The sequence below is a fragment of the Qipengyuania soli genome, assembly GCF_015529805.1.
GTDB lineage: Bacteria > Pseudomonadota > Alphaproteobacteria > Sphingomonadales > Sphingomonadaceae > Qipengyuania > Qipengyuania soli.
In genome coordinates this window covers 233407-249994 of record NZ_CP064654.1, presented here as the reverse complement: position 1 = coordinate 249994, position 16588 = coordinate 233407, and the positions used below count along the sequence as shown (strand labels likewise).

The 16588-nt window shown below is 63.8% G+C and carries 16 protein-coding genes; 9 read left to right on the top strand and 7 right to left on the bottom strand.

What is annotated here, in order from left to right; all coding sequences use genetic code 11:
* Positions 1-3: 3 nt before the first annotated feature.
* Positions 4-1317: a DUF2254 domain-containing protein gene (locus IRL76_RS01235; RefSeq protein ID WP_200982424.1), complete on the top strand. Its 1314-nt coding sequence runs from the start codon at positions 4-6 to the stop codon at positions 1315-1317.
* Here the strand turns inward: IRL76_RS01235 and IRL76_RS01230 are convergent.
* On the bottom strand, positions 1301-2218 hold the full coding sequence (locus IRL76_RS01230; RefSeq protein ID WP_200982422.1) for a DMT family transporter: 918 nt from the start codon (positions 2216-2218) through the stop codon (positions 1301-1303). The two genes, IRL76_RS01235 and IRL76_RS01230, sit on opposite strands and share 17 nt — an antisense overlap.
* Positions 2219-2272: 54 nt before the next feature.
* Here IRL76_RS01230 and IRL76_RS01225 point away from each other — a divergent pair, with 54 nt between their 5' ends.
* Together IRL76_RS01225 and IRL76_RS01220 are read left to right on the top strand one after the other, a co-directional pair.
* A complete protein-coding gene (locus IRL76_RS01225; protein WP_200982420.1) occupies positions 2273-3364 on the top strand; it encodes an alkene reductase in 1092 nt (363 codons plus the stop codon).
* A gap of 52 nt (positions 3365-3416) precedes the next feature.
* Positions 3417-4292, top strand: a complete 876-nt coding sequence (locus IRL76_RS01220) for an HpcH/HpaI aldolase/citrate lyase family protein (protein ID WP_200982418.1) — start codon at positions 3417-3419, stop codon at positions 4290-4292.
* Here IRL76_RS01220 and IRL76_RS01215 read toward each other — a convergent pair.
* Positions 4289-4597 (bottom strand): hypothetical protein, encoded by a 309-nt coding sequence (locus IRL76_RS01215; protein ID WP_200982417.1) that lies wholly within the window; start codon positions 4595-4597, stop codon positions 4289-4291. The two genes, IRL76_RS01220 and IRL76_RS01215, sit on opposite strands and share 4 nt — an antisense overlap.
* On the bottom strand, positions 4594-5265 hold the full coding sequence (gene lipB / locus IRL76_RS01210; RefSeq protein ID WP_200982415.1) for a lipoyl(octanoyl) transferase LipB: 672 nt from the start codon (positions 5263-5265) through the stop codon (positions 4594-4596). Before lipB ends, IRL76_RS01215 begins: the two co-directional genes overlap by 4 nt.
* Before the next feature lie 57 nt (positions 5266-5322).
* Here lipB and IRL76_RS01205 point away from each other — a divergent pair, with 57 nt between their 5' ends.
* Positions 5323-6147 carry a glycerophosphoryl diester phosphodiesterase membrane domain-containing protein gene (locus IRL76_RS01205; protein ID WP_200982413.1) on the top strand — a complete coding sequence of 275 codons (825 nt, stop codon included), beginning with the start codon at positions 5323-5325 and terminating at the stop codon, positions 6145-6147.
* Here the strand turns inward: IRL76_RS01205 and IRL76_RS01200 are convergent, their stop codons facing one another.
* The gene (locus IRL76_RS01200) at positions 6148-6837 is read right to left on the bottom strand and encodes a class I SAM-dependent methyltransferase (protein ID WP_200982411.1); all 690 of its coding nucleotides are present in this window, start codon (positions 6835-6837) and stop codon (positions 6148-6150) included. It abuts the gene before it with no gap.
* A 35-nt stretch (positions 6838-6872) separates the two neighbouring features.
* Here IRL76_RS01200 and IRL76_RS01195 point away from each other — a divergent pair, with 35 nt between their 5' ends.
* Entirely contained in the window at positions 6873-8240 is a 1368-nt protein-coding gene (locus IRL76_RS01195; RefSeq protein WP_200982409.1) for an MFS transporter, read from the top strand.
* On the opposite strand, the gene IRL76_RS01190 is transcribed toward IRL76_RS01195, so the two are convergent.
* Positions 8237-8581, bottom strand: a complete 345-nt coding sequence (locus IRL76_RS01190; RefSeq protein ID WP_200982407.1) for an arsenate reductase family protein — start codon at positions 8579-8581, stop codon at positions 8237-8239. The genes IRL76_RS01195 and IRL76_RS01190 overlap by 4 nt on opposite strands.
* A 172-nt stretch (positions 8582-8753) precedes the next feature.
* Between IRL76_RS01190 and IRL76_RS01185 the strand changes: the two genes are divergently transcribed.
* Positions 8754-10847 (top strand): TonB-dependent receptor, encoded by a 2094-nt coding sequence (locus IRL76_RS01185; protein WP_200982405.1) that lies wholly within the window; start codon positions 8754-8756, stop codon positions 10845-10847.
* On the opposite strand, the gene IRL76_RS01180 is transcribed toward IRL76_RS01185, so the two are convergent.
* Together IRL76_RS01180 and IRL76_RS01175 are read right to left on the bottom strand one after the other, a co-directional pair.
* Positions 10844-11398 (bottom strand): (2Fe-2S)-binding protein, encoded by a 555-nt coding sequence (locus IRL76_RS01180; protein ID WP_200982403.1) that lies wholly within the window; start codon positions 11396-11398, stop codon positions 10844-10846. The genes IRL76_RS01185 and IRL76_RS01180 overlap by 4 nt on opposite strands.
* Before the next feature lie 23 nt (positions 11399-11421).
* Positions 11422-12189: a class II aldolase/adducin family protein gene (locus tag IRL76_RS01175; RefSeq protein WP_200982400.1), complete on the bottom strand. Its 768-nt coding sequence runs from the start codon at positions 12187-12189 to the stop codon at positions 11422-11424.
* A 122-nt stretch (positions 12190-12311) separates the two neighbouring features.
* Here IRL76_RS01175 and IRL76_RS01170 point away from each other — a divergent pair, with 122 nt between their 5' ends.
* Genes IRL76_RS01170 through IRL76_RS01160 form a run of 3 tightly spaced genes read left to right on the top strand, consistent with a single transcriptional unit; the run spans position 12312 to position 16583 of the window.
* The gene (locus tag IRL76_RS01170; protein WP_200982398.1) at positions 12312-13679 is read left to right on the top strand and encodes an MATE family efflux transporter; all 1368 of its coding nucleotides are present in this window, start codon (positions 12312-12314) and stop codon (positions 13677-13679) included.
* 46 nt (positions 13680-13725) lie between these two features.
* Complete coding sequence (locus IRL76_RS01165; RefSeq protein WP_200982396.1) at positions 13726-16152, top strand: chemotaxis protein CheA; 2427 nt, start codon at positions 13726-13728, stop codon at positions 16150-16152.
* Positions 16149-16583 carry a chemotaxis protein CheW gene (locus IRL76_RS01160; protein WP_200982394.1) on the top strand — a complete coding sequence of 145 codons (435 nt, stop codon included), beginning with the start codon at positions 16149-16151 and terminating at the stop codon, positions 16581-16583. The genes IRL76_RS01165 and IRL76_RS01160 overlap by 4 nt, the downstream gene beginning before the upstream one ends.
* Positions 16584-16588 lie beyond the last annotated feature (5 nt).

The following is a 16588-nucleotide window of genomic DNA, read 5'->3' as shown; positions in this document are numbered from 1 at the left end:
CGCTTGCCTGCCGAATTACGCTGGTTCTGGACCCGGCTGAACTCGAATTACTGGTTTTATCCTGCGCTCTTCTCCATCGTGGGTGGTGCGATGGCGTTCGCCCTGGTGTGGGTCGACCGCAACGGCTTTGCCAAGTTCCTGAGCACCGGCGGATGGCTGGTCCCCGCACGACCCGACGGCGCGTCGAACATGCTCACGGTCATCGCCGGGTCGATGATCGGGGTCGCATCGACGGTATTTTCGATCACCATTGCCGCGGTCGCCTATGCCAGCGGCACCTACGGCCCCCGGCTCCTGACCAATTTCATGGAGGACAAGGGCAACCAGTTGAGCCTTGCGACCTTCATCGGCACTTTCGTCTACGCGATCACAGTCCTGCGCACCGTGCGCGCGGAGGACGAGGCAACGGCGAGCATAGAGGAAGCCGTCCACAGCACCCTGCCGGGCTTCGTCCCGCAGCTCTCGCTGCTGGTCGCCTACGGGCTGATGGCCCTGTCGGTTGCGGTGCTGGTCTACTTTCTCAATCACGTGCCCTCGAGCATCCGCATCAACACGGTCCTCAAGGGTATCGGCCACCGCCTCCTTTCCGACATCCGCGACAACTACCCGCGCGATGACAGCGGCGAGGAACTGCCACCTGCGCCCGACGGAACGGAGGTCCTGACAGAGCGGACCGGATACGTGCAGATCATCGATTTCGAAGAGCTGCGTGACCTTGCCGAGTCGATCGACCAGAAGATCGCGCTCGAGGTTCGTACCGGTGACTTCGTCCATCCCGGCATGGCGCTGGTGCGGGTGACCGGAGACGTCACCGACACCCTGCCCTCCCGGGTCGAACATGCCTTCACGATCGGTTCGACCCGCACCCCGACACAGGACCCCCAGTTCCTGATCGACGAGCTGGTCGAGATCGGACTGCGCGCACTCAGTCCGGGCATCAACGATCCCTTCACTGCAATCACCGCAATCCACTGGCTCGGTGCGGCGACTGCCGAACTGGGACGGCGCGACCTGCGGCGGCGGTGCGAGGACCACCCGCAGGACGACAGCGTCCACCCCCTGCCCGACACCTTCGCCCATTTCCTCCAGCGCGGCTTCGGCGCATTGCGCAGCGCGGTCGCCACGAGCGTGCAGGCGTCGCTGGTGATGTTTGACAGCCTGCGCACCGCCGCCGCCCCTGTGAGCGATGAAGGCCGGGCCGGCCTGATCCGGATGCAGGGCGACAAGCTGGTCGAGCAGGCCCGGCTGGCGCTCGCCGGACCCGACCTTGCCGAGGTCGAGCAGCGCTACCTGCTGTTCCTCAAGGCGTTCCGGTAGGTGCGCGCTGGCGTGGCGTCGTCCGTGCGACCAGCAGCGCCGCGGCGACCAGCGCCATGCCGAGGAAGTCGAGCGGCATGAGCACTTCCCCGAAGGCAAGGAAACCGACCAGCGCAGCGAGCGCGGGCTGGGTGAGCAGGGCGAAGCCGATGATCAACGGCGGGAAGTTCTTCAGCGAATAGACGATCAGCGCCTGCCCGATCAGTTGGCCGGTTATCGCCATGGCAACGACGGGTGCCCATCCGACGGGTCCGGGGAGGATCGGCTCGCCAACCCTGTATGCGATCACGAACAGGACCGGTGCCGCTGCCATGCTGACCAGTGAGAGCACGGTCCACTGTCCCAGCCCCTCGCGCGCCTTCTGCGCGGGGATCAGGTAGAAGACATAAAAGAACCCCGCGGCAAGGCACAGCACGTCCCCCAAAAGCGTCCGGGGCGAAATCTCGAAGCTGCGCCCGAGCAGGATTGCGACCCCCGCCAGCGCTGCGAAAATCGCCACGGACTCGTTGCGATGCGGCATGCGGCGCAGCTGGACGAGGCCCCAGACCATCAGGAACAGGCTGCCCGAATTTGCCAGCAGCACCGAATTGCCCAGACGCGTACGCTCGATGCCGAGATGCCAGGCGGCAAGATCGAGCGCGAAGGCGATCCCGGCGAAGACGATCCAGCCTGCACGCTTCATGTCGAGCGGCGCTTCCGGCCGCTCCCTGCGAGCAAGGAGCAGCAGGATCGGCAGCGGCAGGAGCATGCGCCAAAAGCCGACCGAGACAGGCCCGGTGTCGGCCAGCCGTACGAACCATGGCCCTATCGCCAGCGCGGCATTGCCGGCAAGCAGCGCGACAAAGTGCCACGCGCTGGCCTGATAGCCATTCTTGTCCGCCGTGCTGGTTGCGCCGCTCATGTCTCGCCCCTAGCTCAATCGCCGACACGAGCTAGCAAAAAGGATTTGTCCGCGATGCATGAAACGCTTTTCCAGCCGCTGAAAATGGGCGCCCTCGATGCGAAGAACCGGGTGTTCATGGCGCCGCTGACGCGCGGACGTTCGAGCCAGCCGGGTTCGGTGCCGAACGAGATGATGGCGACCTATTACCGCCAGCGCGCCGGGGCGGGCCTCATCATCAGCGAAGCGACCGGTATCACCGTGGAAGGTTCGGGCTGGCCCGCAGCTCCGGGTATCTGGAGCGAAGAGCAGGTCGAGGGCTGGAAGCTGACCACCGATGCGGTGCACGAGGAAGGCGGCTTGATCGTCCTGCAGCTGTGGCACATGGGTCGCCTCGTCCACCCGCTGTTCCTCGGTGGCAATCCGCCGGTCTCGGCCAGCGCGACCACTGCGCCCGGCCATGCGCACACTTTCGAGGGACGCAAGGACTACGAGCAGGCGCGCGAAGCGACCGTCGATGACATCAAGCGCATCGTCGAGGATTACCGCCACGCTGCCGAAAACGCCAAGAAGGCCGGCTTCGATGGCGTGCAACTGCACGGCGCGAATGGCTATCTCGTCGACCAGTTCCTGCGCGACAGCACCAATTTGCGTACCGACGAATACGGCGGCAGCCCGGAAAACCGCACCCGCTTCCTGCGCGAGGTCCTGACCGCGCTGGTCGATGTATGGGGTGCCGATCGCGTCGGCGTTCGCCTCTCGCCCAACGGAGAGACGCAGGGTTGCGACGACAGCGATCCGCCGGCAACCTTCGGCGCAGCGACGAAGGTCGTGGAAGACCTCGGTCTCGCCTTCCTCGAACTGCGCGAACCGGGACCGAACGGCACTTTCGGGGCCACCGAAGTACCCAAGCAGAGCCCGCTGATCCGCCAGATCTATTCGGGCGCGCTGGTGCTAAACAGCGATTATTCGCCAGAGGGTGCAGTTGCCGACATCGATGCGGGCCGCGCCGATGCGATCAGCTGGGGACGCGACTACATCTCCAACCCCGACCTTGCCGAACGCTTCCGCCTGGGAGCCGAAATCGCTCCCAACGTCAACGTACCGCATTCCTGGTACGGCTCGGGGCCGGAAGGGTACATCGATTACCCCATGCTAACCATTTGAGAGGAGGCTGCCCTCCAGTGATTCGCCGCATGGCGAGCAACTGGAGGGTAGCATGCGCTCGTGGATTCTGGTCCCGGCCGACAATGACAAGGCGCTCGCATCGGTAGCCAATGCCGGGGCGGACGTGGTGGTGGTGGATCTCGTACGCGGGGGCCATGCCGAAAAGCAGGCCAAGACACGGCTGCAGGCGCGAGACTGGTTGATCTCGCACCGCGAACAGGTGGTCGCCGCGAGGCGCTTTGCGCGCTGGGCGCGCATAGTGCCGGGCGACAGTCCCCACTGGCGCGACGACCTGGAGGCCGTGATGGAAGCGGCTCCTGAAGGCATCGTCGTCGGCGGGTGCGGCACGCAGGACGATATTCAGCAGTTCGCAGGTCTCCTCTACGAAATCGAACAGCGTTGCGGTGTCAGGAGCAATTCGACGCGCATCATCCCTCAGATCGGCAGGTCGCCGCGCGCGGCGCTCCAGGTGCCGAAACTGCTCGAGGATATGCATCCGCGCGTATCGGCGCTGGCGTGGGACGCGGACGGCCTCGCCCATTCGCTGTCCGCCCGGCGCAAGCGCGGTCCCGGGGGTGCGTGGAGCGATCCGCTTGCCTACTTGCGCGCGCAGGTATTGCTGGTGGCGCAGGCACTCGGTCTAGAAGCGATCGAGGCGGCATACTCGGGCCCGCGCGAGCCGGAACCCATGGCTCGTGCCGCCGAGGGCGCACGGGCAGACGGATTCACCGGCATGTTCGCAACCCATCCGGCGCATGTCGCAGCGATCAACGCCGCCTTCGCGCCCACCGCTGAGGAGCGTGGCGAGGCGCAGCTCGTGATCTCGGCCTTCGCCGTCAGCCCGCATGCCGACAGTTTGATGCACAAGGGCCGGCGCATCGGCCAGCCCGAGCTGCGTCGCGCCAGGGCGGTCCTCGGCGAGGCCTAGTTCTCGGGCAGTTCGGGAGTCGTATCCTCCGCAGGCTTAGTCTCTGCCTCTGCACCGGCATCTTCTCCCGCAGCCTCCTCCGCCGGCGCTACGGCACTGCCGGTCGAGGCGGAGGTCGGAGTGGCCTTCATCGGGGCCGCGCGCGATTTCAACTCGTCGAGCGGGATCATCCCGTCGCTGATCGAGCCGCCCAGCACTTCGCCGCGCGCGCCTGCATTCGCGTCGGTTGTCTCTCCGCTGTCCTTGTCTCCGCAAGCGCCCAATGCAGCCGAGAGGGTCAAGGCGATAAGAGTCTTGCGGATCATGGCAGTGCGCAGGCCTTTCCTTCGAGTGCGGCGAGGAAATCGCCGAAGCGGGCATGCAATGCCTCATCGAATGCCTCGGGCGCAAGGTCGATACCAAGCCGCGCAAGGCTGGTGACGCCGAATTCCTCGATTCCGCAGGGCACGATACCGGTGAAGTGGGTCAGGTCGGGCGCGAGATTGACCGAGAAGCCGTGCATCGTCACCCAGCGCCGCACGCGCACGCCGATGGCACCGATCTTCGCCTCGCCCCCGTCGACATCGCGCGTCCAGATGCCGATGCGTCCGTCCGAGCGCCAGCACTCGACGCCGATATCCGCCAGCGTCGCGATGACCCAGCCTTCGAGCGAGTGGACGAAGCAGCGCACATCGCGCCCGCGTTCCTTGAGGTCGAGCATGACGTAACCCACCCGCTGCCCCGGGCCATGGTAGGTATAGCGCCCGCCCCGCCCGGCCTCGACCACTTCGAAACGCGGGTCGAGCAGTTCGGCACCATCGGCGCTGGTCCCGGCGGTGTAGACCGGCGGATGTTCCAGCAGCCAGACCATCTCCGACGTGCTCCCCTCGCTGATCGCGCGGTTGCGTTTCTCCATCGCGGCCAGCGCGTCGCGATAGGCGATCTGCCCGCTTTCGCTGCGCCATTCGATATTTGCGGGGTGTTGTGCCGACATCGGCGATTGCGTGGCGACTGGGCAGGCGCTTATCAAGGGGGAAATGGAGGTTGCGGGATGAAGTTCGACCTGGACAAGGCGTGGCGCGATGCGATGTCGCTGCTGAAGGCCAATCTCGGCTTGCTGGTGACGATCGCCGGGGTCTTCTATTTCCTGCCATACGCTGCGGCGACCAGCTTCATCCCCGAAATGTCGCAACTCGCCAATCCGGGTGCCGGCATGAATGCCGACGCCATGATGGCAGTGATGCAGTCGATGGTTGCCAAATACTGGTGGCTGTTCCTCGCGCTGATGATCGTCGGCGGTATCGGTAACCTCGCCATGCTTGCCCTGATGCGCCAACGCGCAAAGCCGACGGTTGCGGAGGCTCTCGAAACCGGGGTCAAGTCAATCGCGACCTATCTCGGCGCACAGGTCATTCAGGCAGGACTGATCGTCCTCGTCATCTTCTTCCTCGTTGGCCTTCCGGGTGTTGTCGGCGGACGGGCCTTGGCTGCGCTCGGCATGGTGCTCGCCTTCGTGGTGACGCTCTATATCATCATCAAGCTGACGCTGGTCTCGCCCGTGATTGCCATGGATGGCGAAATGAACCCGGTCGCAGCGATCCGTAAATCCTGGACCTTGACCAAGGGCAACAGCTTGCGGCTTTTCCTGTTCTTCGCGCTGCTGGTGATCGCTTTTCTCGTGATTTCGAGCGTCGTTTCGCTGGTCGCCACGCTCTTGCTCGCTTTCGCCAGCGCCGAGATAGCCAGCTTCGGGATGGCCGTGGTCGAGGCGGCGACGAATGCGATCGCCGTTGTCGTCGGCGCCTGCATACTCGCCGCCATCCACGCCCAGCTTGCGCGCCTGCACAGCCGGGACGAGATCACGATCGAAATTTGATCAGTCCTTCCAACCCCAGAAAAGCTGGCAGGGCAGGACGTTCCAGAATTCGAAGCCGCTGTCGATCCGGCGAAAATGCTTCGCCATGAAGTCGCGCGCCTTGGCCGAAAACTGGTAGACGAGGAACGCGCCGCCGGGGCGGATGACCCGGTGGGTCGCCGCAGCAATGGCCGGGCCCACGCCATCGGGCAGGGTCGAAAACGGCAGACCCGACAGCACGTAATCTGCGTGGTCATAGCCATGCGCCCTTACGATGGCCTCGACATCCTCGGCACTGCCGAGCACCGCATGGAAGCGGCTGTCCCGAAAATGCTTCTTGAGATAGTCGATGTAGAGCGGGTTGGTGTCGATCACGATCAGGGCACCGTCGCGGCGCAACCGGTCGAGTACGGGCTGGCAGAAGGTGCCGACACCCGGGCCGTATTCGACGAACAATTCGCACTCTTCCCATTTCACCGGGGCGAGCATCTTCTCGATGGTGAAGCGCGAAGACGGGATGATCGAACCCACCATCCTCGGGTGTTCCAGGAAACCGCGGAAGAAGACCCCCCACTGTCCGAAGAACCGCGCCGCCTTATGCTTGAAACTGGGGCGTTCGATTACGCCAACACCTTGTTCGGAAGCCAATTCCAATTCCTCACGGCGACCTGAAAAAAGAATTCGCGCGGTGTGACAGCACCCTGCTGGCATTGCAAGCGCGCTTCGGCGGGCGTAGCGCACGTTTCATGGGCGACGCCGATCCGGACAAGACACTGACCCCCGCGGGCGTTGCTCCGCAAAGCAAGCCTATCTCGCGTGAGCGGATGGTTCTGCTTTTCGCCGTCATGCTGACGACCGCAGCGGGCAATACCGCAATGCAGTCGGTGATGCCGTCCATTGGCACTGCGCTGAAGGTCGACGACGTCTGGATCAGCCTTGCCTACAGCTGGTCGGCGTTGCTGTGGGTGTTCTGTGCCCCGATTTGGGCCGACCGTTCCGACCGGCGGGGACGCAAGGCGATGATGGCGCTTGGCCTCGTCGGCTTCATCGCCAGCTTCTCGCTGTGCGGCCTGATGTTGTGGTTCGGTCTTTCGGGCTATCTCACTGCCTTTTGGGCCTTGGTCCTGTTTGCGGCGGCGCGCAGCCTCTATGGCGGCTTCGGCAGTGCGGCCCCGCCTGCCGTCCAGGCCTATGTCGCCAGCCGCACGCCGCGCTCGGAACGCACGCAGGCGCTTTCACTAATCGCGTCGAGCTTCGGCCTTGGTACCGTCATCGGCCCCGCCTTGGCACCATTAATGGTCCTCCCGGGCGTCGGCCTGACCGGCCCGTTCGTCATTTTCGCGCTCATCGGAGTCCTTACGCTGGTCGCGCTGAGATGGCGCCTGCCCAACGACGAGCCGCAGTTTCCAGCGCGGGGTAAGGCCTACGACCCGTCCTATTCGGGTAGCCCGACGGCGGATCTTTCCGGCACCCAGTCCGAAGACGACGACGAAGGCGGAGAGCAGGTGGAGCCGCACAAGCTGCGCTGGTTCGAGCCGCGCCTGCGCCCGTGGGTAATCGTGAATTTGCTGGGGGGGCACGCCCAGGCAATGATGCTCGGGATCGCCGGGTTCCTCGTGCTCGACAGGCTCGGGCTACGGGACAACCCCACCGAGGGCACGGGTCCTGTCGGACTGGTCCTGATGGCGGGTGCGATTGCCACGCTTCTCGCTCAGTGGGGATTGATCCCCCGCTTCAACCTCGGCCCGCGTGCGGCGACGCTATCGGGCATCCTCATATCGGCATTCGGGGTGGCGGTACTCGGCATTGCAGACGACCTGCACCTTATCGCCCTCAGTTTCGCGATCGCCTCGCTCGGCTTCGGTCTTTTCCGGCCGGGCGCGACGTCCGGAACGTCGCTCGCGGTCACCCGGTCCGAACAAGGGCAGGCGTCAGGCATCACCGCTTCGGTGGCGGGGGCGAGCTATATCTACGCCCCGGCGCTGGGCGTCTGGCTTTATGGCCATTCCGACTGGCTCGGCTTCGGATTGATCGTCGCGATCTGCCTGATCGTCTTCGCCTATGGCTGGGTGTCGCTCCAGGCCGACAGCGACCTCACCCGCGACCGCCGCTAGAGAATCTCCAGGACCCGGTCCTGCGGACGGCAAAGGCGGACGCCCTTGTCGGTCTCGACCAGAGGCCTCTCGATAAGAATCGGATCGGTCGCCATGGCGTCGAGCACCGTGGCCGCGTCGGCGTTCGGCAGACCGCGCTCCTCAGCATCGGTACCGCGAATGCGCAGGCCCTCGTTCGGAGTGATCCCCGCATCCTTGTAGAGCTGAGCGAGCTTTTCGGCGCTTGGCGGTTCCTTGAGATATTCGACCACGGTCAGCTCGACCCCTGAAAGGCTCTCGAGGATGGCGAGAGTTTTGCGCGAGGTGCCGCACTTCGGATTGTGCCAGATGGTCGCCTTCATGGCTCTTGTCTCCTTTTCCGGGAGCAAGCTCTAGGCGGCAGTTGCGCTCGGCGAAAGCGGGGCTTGCAGTTTTTTCACGCGCAAAACTCAAGTTTTCTGTTGCGAATGCGAATGGTTCGCAATAGCAGGCGGGCAGGATTTGAGAATCATTCGCAAGAAAAGAAAGTTTTCCATGAGGCCCCTTCCCTTCACGCGCGCCCTTCTGCTCGGCACTGCCATGCTGGCTACGCCTGCGATGGCCGACGACGCCCAGCCCGAGCGCGACTACCTGCCCACCGACATCATCGTGACGGGTGCGCGCGACGGCTATGACGTCGACGACGGGTCGACGGCCACCAAGACGCCTACCGCGCTGATCGACGTGCCGCAGGCGGTCACGATGATCACCGAAGACCAGCTCGACGACATGGGCATAACCCAGCTCAACGACGCGCTGCGCTATGTCCCGGGCGTTTCTCTCGATACCGGCGAGGGTCATCGCGACCAGATCTACATCCGCGGCCAGTCGAGCACTGCCGACTTCTACCTCGACGGCCTGCGGGACGATGCGCAGTACTACCGCTCGCTCTACAACGTCGATCGCGTCGAAGTGCTCAAGGGTTCGAACGCTCTCATCTTCGGGCGCGGCGGCGGCGGCGGGATCGTCAACCGCGTAAGCAAGGTCGCCGAGTTTACCGGAACCGAATTGGGCTTCGATGCCTCGGTCGACAGTTTCGGCACCTTCGCCCTCGCGGCGGACCTCAACGTCCCCGCCTCGGAAACGATCGCCGCCCGTCTCAACGCGACCTACGAAGAATTCGGCAATCACCGCGATTTCTACGAAGGCCGCTTCATCGGCATCTCGCCGACCGTCACCGCCCGTCTCGGCGAACGCACCCGACTGACCGCACATTACACCTATGACGACGACGAGCGCGTGACCGACCGCGGTTTGCCGTCGGTCGGGACCGGACCGCTTGAAGGTTATGATCGGACCTTCTTCGGCAGCCGCGAATTTAATACCTCGACCAATGTCGCGCATATTGCCCGGCTACGGATCGATCATGAGTTGACCGACACGGTGAGCATCAACGCTACCGGCCAGTACGCGAACTACGACAAGTACTACGCCAACGTCGTTCCCTCGAACAGCGACGGCACCACGGTGAACCTCGGCGGCTACACCAGCGCGACCGATCGCGAGAACTGGATCGGCCAGGCGAACCTCGTCTGGGATACCGATTTCGGCGGGATCGGTTCGACTTTCCTCGCAGGCGTCGAAGTAGGCGACCAGGAGACGATTGCCTCGCGCACCGAGATCGATTTCGGCGGCGGGGTCGAGGATATCAACCGCCCGCTCGCCCGCATCATCGACGTCCCTGCGGTCGGGATCGGTCGCCTCACCAATCGCAGCGCATCGCAGCTCGATACTTTCTCCGCCTATGTCCAGGAGCAGCTCGATTTCGGCATCGTGCAGCTGGTCGGCGGTGTCCGCTTCGACCGCTTCGACCTCAAGGCCACCAACCTCTTCAATCCTGCAGTCCCGGTCCAGACTGCCCGGGTCGACGAGAAGTGGAGCCCGCGTTTCGGCGTGATCCTCAAGCCGCAGCAGGACCTGTCGCTCTACGCCAGCTATTCGACCAGCTTCCTGCCGCAGTCGGGCGACCAGTTCTCGACCCTCGGCGCGGATGATGCGGCGCTCGAGCCGGAGAAGTTCGAGAACCTCGAACTTGGCGTCAAGTGGGCGGTCCGTCCCGACCTGTTCGCGACGGCTGCAGTGTTCCAGCTCGACCGCACCAACACGACGGCCCCCGATCCGTCGGGTTCAGGCCTTCCCGTCCTCACCGGATCGAGCCGCGTCAAGGGTTTCGAGGCAAGCCTCGTCGGCAAGATCCTGCCCATGTGGCAGGCGAGCCTCGGCTACACCTATCTCGACGGCGAAATCCGCAACGACACCGATCGGGCCGTTGCCGGTACGGTGCTGCAGCAGCTGCCGAAGCACCAGATCGCGCTATGGAACCGCATCGACCTGAGCGAGCAGTTCGGGCTCGGTGCAGGCCTGGTCTACCAGGACGAACAGTATGCCAGCATCAGCAACACCGTCGTCCTGCCGGACTACGTTCGCGTCGATGCAGCGGCTTACTACACGCTCAACGATCGCATCGGCATCCAGCTCAACGTCGAGAACCTGTTCGACGAGAACTATTACCCGTCGGCCCATGGCGACAACAACATCCAGCCGGGCAAGCCGCTCACTGCCAGGATCGGCGTGAAGGTGAAAATCTAGTCGGAAGGTGCAGTTTCGGGGGCGCTGATCGCGGGGACTTCGCGAGCAGCGTCCTCGGCGCTGATACCGGGCGCGGGCGCGGCGCTGATGGTCTCGGCTCGGCGGGTCACCCTGCCGGCGCGCAATATTGCTTCGACCAGCCGCGGGTAAACACCGCAGCGGCACAGGTTCGTGATAGCGGCCTTGATCTCGGCCTCGCTGGGTGAGGGATTCTTCCTCAGCAAGGCAGAGGCCGCCATGACGATGCCCGGTGTGCAGAAGCCGCACTGGATCGCCTGTTCGGCGACCATGGCCTGCTGGACCGGATGCGAGCGATCACGACTGAGGCCTTCGATCGTGGTGATGAAGCGGCCCTCCGCTTCGGAAATCGTGATCAGGCAGGATCGCAGCGCTTCGCCATCGACATGGACCATGCAGGCCCCGCAATCACCCTCGCCGCAACCGTACTTCGTACCCGTGAGGTTCGCCGCATCGCGCAACGCCCACAGGAGCGGGGTGTCGGGATCCATCAGGAAGCGCACGGGCTTCCCGTTGACGGTCATGCTGGTCATGCGAAGCGGATACCGTCAGCCGGTCAGTATTTCCAGCTATCGTCGATCTTCGACACCCGGCGTTTCCATGCTTCGAAGTCCAGCACGCCTGCCCCGCCCTGCGAGGCCATGACGGACAGGTCGCGCTGGTGAACGTCGACCACCTCCTGCGAGATGACATTGGCCGCGCCCTGGCTGAGTGTGGCGACCTGAATCTCGCAGGCGCGCTGGAGCGACCACATCTTCACGAACATGCCCTGGATCGTCCGATCCATGACCACCGGGCCGTGGTTGCGCAGCATCAGGATCGAGTTGTTTCCGAGGTTCTCGACCAGGCGCTCGCCTTCTTCCGGACGAACGGTGACGCCTTCGAAGTCGTGGTAGCCGATGCGTCCCTGGAAATTGCAGGCGTAGAAATTGGTCGGGAGCAGTCCGTCCTTGTGGCTGCACACTGCCATCGTCGCTGTCGTGTGGACGTGGCAGATGGCATTGGCCTTCGCGCCGAGGTGCTTGTGGAAGTAGGCATGCTGGGTGAAGCCGGCCTTGTTCACCATGTATTGCGAATGGCCGACATTGTTGCCTTCGACGTCGATCTTCACGAGGTTCGACGCTGTAACCTCGTCATAGAGCAGGCCGAAGGGATTGATGAGGAAAGTATCGTCCTCTCCCGGAACGGCGACTGAAATGTGGTTGTAGATGCTCTCGCCCCAGCCGAGGTGGTCGAAGATGCGATAGCACACGGCAAGGTCCTGGCGCGCCTGCCATTCGGCATCGCTGCATTCGAAATCGCGCTGCCTGATCTGGGTCGCCATGGTCTCGTTCCTCGCCGGTTTCGTTTCTCCGCCAGTATCGCATGCGGCGCTGCGAGTGCGCAAGCGGTCTGGGGTGATTGGGCGCTAGGCAAGCCGGTCCCTTGTCGCTAGGCGCAAAGGCGATGAGCGCGACGGCCAAACTGACGAGCGGGAGTATCCGCGGCCACCTCCTCACCCAGACCCTTCCGATGATCCTCGGCGTGGCGGCAATCATGTCGGTTGGCCTCATCGACGCCTATTTCATCGGGCGGCTTGGCTCGACCGAACTGGCGGCGGTAAGCTTCATCTTCCCGATCACGATCGCAATCTCGAGCCTCGGCGTCGGGGTGATGGTCGGTATCAATTCCGTCATCGCGCGGGCGCTGGGCGAAGGCGACCGCGACCGTGCGGAACGCAGGGCGAATTTCGGCGCGATCTTCGCGCTCGTCATGGGGCTCGTCTTCGCTCTTGTGCTTTACCTCCTGCTCGATCCCCTCTTCCGCCTGATGCAGGCACCGCCGCAACTGCTGGCACTGATCCGCGAATACATGGTGCCTTATGCGATCGGCATGCCGTTCCTGCTGCTGCAGATGGGCCTCAACGGTATCCTTCGGGGACAAGGCGAGGCGAAGGCTACGAGTTATGTCTCCCTGACCTTCTCGATCGCGAACTGGATACTCGACCCGCTGCTCATAACCGGTGGCTTCGGCTTCGAAGGTTTCGGGGTCGCCGGCGCAGCCTGGGCAACGTTGATCGGCTGGGTTCTGGCGATCGTGGTGGCCCTGGTGTTGATCGACCGCTCGGCGCTCAAGATACACCCGACCCTCATCCGCAAGTGCCGCATGGGGGAATCGGCCAAGGCTATCCTGTCCGTTGCAGGTCCTGCAGCCTTCTCCAACGCGATCAATCCCATAGGCCTGTCGGTCCTCACCGCCCTCCTTGCCAGCCAGGGCGAAGCAGCGGTCGCCGGCTTCGGTGCAGCAGGGCGTTTGCAGAGTTTCGCCGTGGTTCCATTGCTTGCCCTGTCAGGTTCGATCGGGGCCATCGTGGGACAAAACTGGGGCGCAGGAATGCCTGACCGCTCACGCGAGGCCATGCGCGAGGCGGCAGTCTTCTGCATCGCCTACGGGCTCATCATCGCGGTTCTGCTGTTTGCCCTTGGCCAATGGTTTGCCCGCTTCTTTACGGATGATCCCGCGGTCATCGCCGAGTTCGCACGATATCTGGAGATCTCGGTCTGGGGCTATGCCGGTTTCGGCGTCCTTATCGTCGCCAATGGCGCGCTCAATGCCGTGGACAAGGCCCGCTTCGCGCTGGGCCAGAGCTTTGCCCGCGTCTTTCTGGTCATGCTGCCCTTCGCCTGGCTGCTTCGCCCGGTCTGGGGTGCGGAGGCTGTCTATGCAGCGGAACTCGCGGCCAACGTTATTGGCGGATCATTCGCCGCGTTTGTCGTCTGGAAAATCCTCCGGAGTCCTCAGCAGGGAGCTGTGCCGGCCCAAACCAATCGTTAACCATCTTCGTCCATAGCTCGACCCGATCGTATCAGGGGCGAACACCATGGATGAGTTGCTGGCGGACTTTATCGCCGAGACCAGGGAGATGCTTGACGCCAGCAGCGGCGAAATCGTCGCGTGGGAAGCAAACCCTTCCGATACCGAACGTCTCGATACCATTTTCCGCTTCGTCCACACGGTGAAGGGCAATTGCGGCTTCTTCGACTTCCCCCGCCTCGAGAAGTTGAGCCACGCAGCCGAAGACGCCCTGTCGGAATGCCGCGCCGGGCGTCGCACGCCCGACAGCGCTCTGGTTTCGGCGGTGCTCGCGATCATCGATCGCATCAGCGCAATGACCGATGCGATCGAAGCGGGCGAGGAATTTCCCGAAGGCGGCGACGAGCCGCTGATCGCGGCACTCAATCCGCAGGAACCGGACGAATTCGTACATCGCCGAGCGGACAGCGAGCAGGAAGATACCGCAGCGTCGGGTGCGATCTCGGTAGAAATCGCCGATACGTCAGATGACACGACCAAAAGCAGCCGGGCCAACGCGGTCCAGCGATCGATCCGCCTGCCGGTCGACCTTCTCGACGAGGTCATGAAGGGTGTCTCCGACATGGTGCTGGCGCGCAACGACCTTGCCCGCCGCCTGCGTGATGCTGGCGAACAGCCGACCATCGACGGCCCTTTCGAACGCCTCTCGACCATCCTGGCCGATGTCCGTTCGTCGATCACACGCATGCGAATGCAGCGGCTCGAACACCTGTTCAGCTCGCTTCCCCGCCTCGTTCGCGATCTGTCGAACGAACTGGGCAAGCAGGTCATGGTCGATTTCGAAGGCGGTGAAGTCGAACTCGACCGCGAGATGATCGAGATGGTCCGCGATCCGCTGACCCACATCATCCGCAATGCCATCGACCACGGGATCGAGAGCCCGGGCGACCGGCTGCACAAGGGCAAGCGCGAGATCGGCCTGATGCGCTTCTCGGCACGCCAGGCCGGCAACCAGATCAGCCTTGTGGTGACCGATGACGGTCGCGGGCTCGACATCGAACGGATCGCGGCGAAGGCCGTCTCTGCCGGGATCCATACCAAGGCGGAGGTCGACGCCATGTCGGACCGTCGCAAGCAGCACCTCATCTTCGCGCCGGGCCTGTCTACTGCGGATCAGGTCAGTTCGGTATCCGGACGCGGCGTCGGCATGGACGTGGTGCGCGCCAATATCGAGAAGGTCGGCGGTTCCATCGACCTCACCAGCAAGCCTGGCCAGGGCACCAGCTTCCACATCAAGTTGCCGCTGACCCTGTCGATCATTGCCGCGCTGACCGTTGGCGCAGGGCGTCAGCGTTATGCTATTCCGCGCAGCTACGTCGAAGAGATCGTCTTCGGCTCTAACGCCAATGTCGACTTCGCCGAAGCCGGCGAACGTCGCCTCGTCACCTTCCGCGGCAAGCGAGTACCCTGCCTCTCCCTCGGAGCGATCCTCGGCATCGAGGACAACGCCGATGTCATCTGGGAAGAGAGGACGCTGGTGCTGATCCGCCTTGCCAGCGACGATGTTTTCGCACTCGCCGTCGACCGGGTCTATGACCACGAGGACGTGGTGGTGAAGCCGATCGCGCCCGCCGTCATGGAGACACGCCTTTACGCCGGCACCACCCTGCTTGACGATGGCCGACCAATGATGCTGCTAGACATGCCGAGCATCGCGGCGACCCACCAGTTGGTTTCCGAACGAGGAACAACAAACGTCGTCGAGGAAGAAAAGGTCGAACATCGCCGCAGGACAGTTCCGATCATGCTCTTCGCAGGGCTCGACGGACGTCGCCGGGCTGCCCGCCTCGACCTTGTTCGCCGCATTGACACCATTTCGCGCGAAGCCATCGACATCGAAGGCAATCGCGCGCAGGCCGTTATCGACGGAGCCATCTTCTCGCTCGTAGGCCTCGAGTTCGGTGAACTTCCCCAAGATCGCTGCCGACTGCTGCGCCTGTCGGATGGAGAAAGCGAGCTTGTGTATGCCGTCTCGGAAGTCCTCGACGCGTCGGAAATGGAAGGCGACATTGTCACGGTCGAAGGCGACCCTCTCATCGAGGGTGTGACTCTCATCGAGGGCCAGACGGTGCCAGTCATTGATGGCCACGCACTCTTCGCCCGCCATCGGGCCCCGCAACGACTCGATCACCCGATGTCGTGCCGAATTCCCGAAGCCAGCGAATGGGCCCGCACCATCCTGGGTCCGCTGGTTGAGGCTGCTGGCTATCGCATCGCTGGCGAAAGAGATGACAGCGCCGATGTCGCGATCGTATTCGAACGGCACGAAGAGACCGAACAATTACCGGCTGCGCGAAACGTCATTCGACTACGCCAAGAACCGGAAGCCGGGCCCGAGATGCCCGACACCATTTACCGCTACGACCGCGACAGCCTCCTGGCGGCCCTCAAGCAGGTTCGCCTTGGCAAGATGGCAGGGGGGAAGACCGCATGAACGAGCTCCTGTTGATGTGCATGATTGCAGGCCGCCGTGCTGCTATCCCTGCCAGCCAGGTCCAGTCGGTGATCGAGATCGACGAGATCACGCCTATTCCGGGCACTCCCGGCTTCGTCCGTGGCCTGACTGCACTGCGTAGCCAGGCGCTGACCGTCATCGATTGCCCGGTTGCCCTCGGACTGGAGAGCTCTGGCGAAGTATCCGATCAGCGTGCTGCGGTCGTCGACGTAGGCGGGCATCTGTACGCCCTGCTGGTCGACGAGGCCTATGACGTGGGCGAAGCACGAAGCGAGGCGACGGCCGTTCCCGGCGGCTTCGGGAGCGGTTGGCAACATGCATCCCTGGGAATGGTCGAAACCGATGGGGGACCTGCGCTCGTGATTGATGTGGTCACGCTGGTCGCGGGACCGGTCGCAGAGGCAGCTTAAGCGAA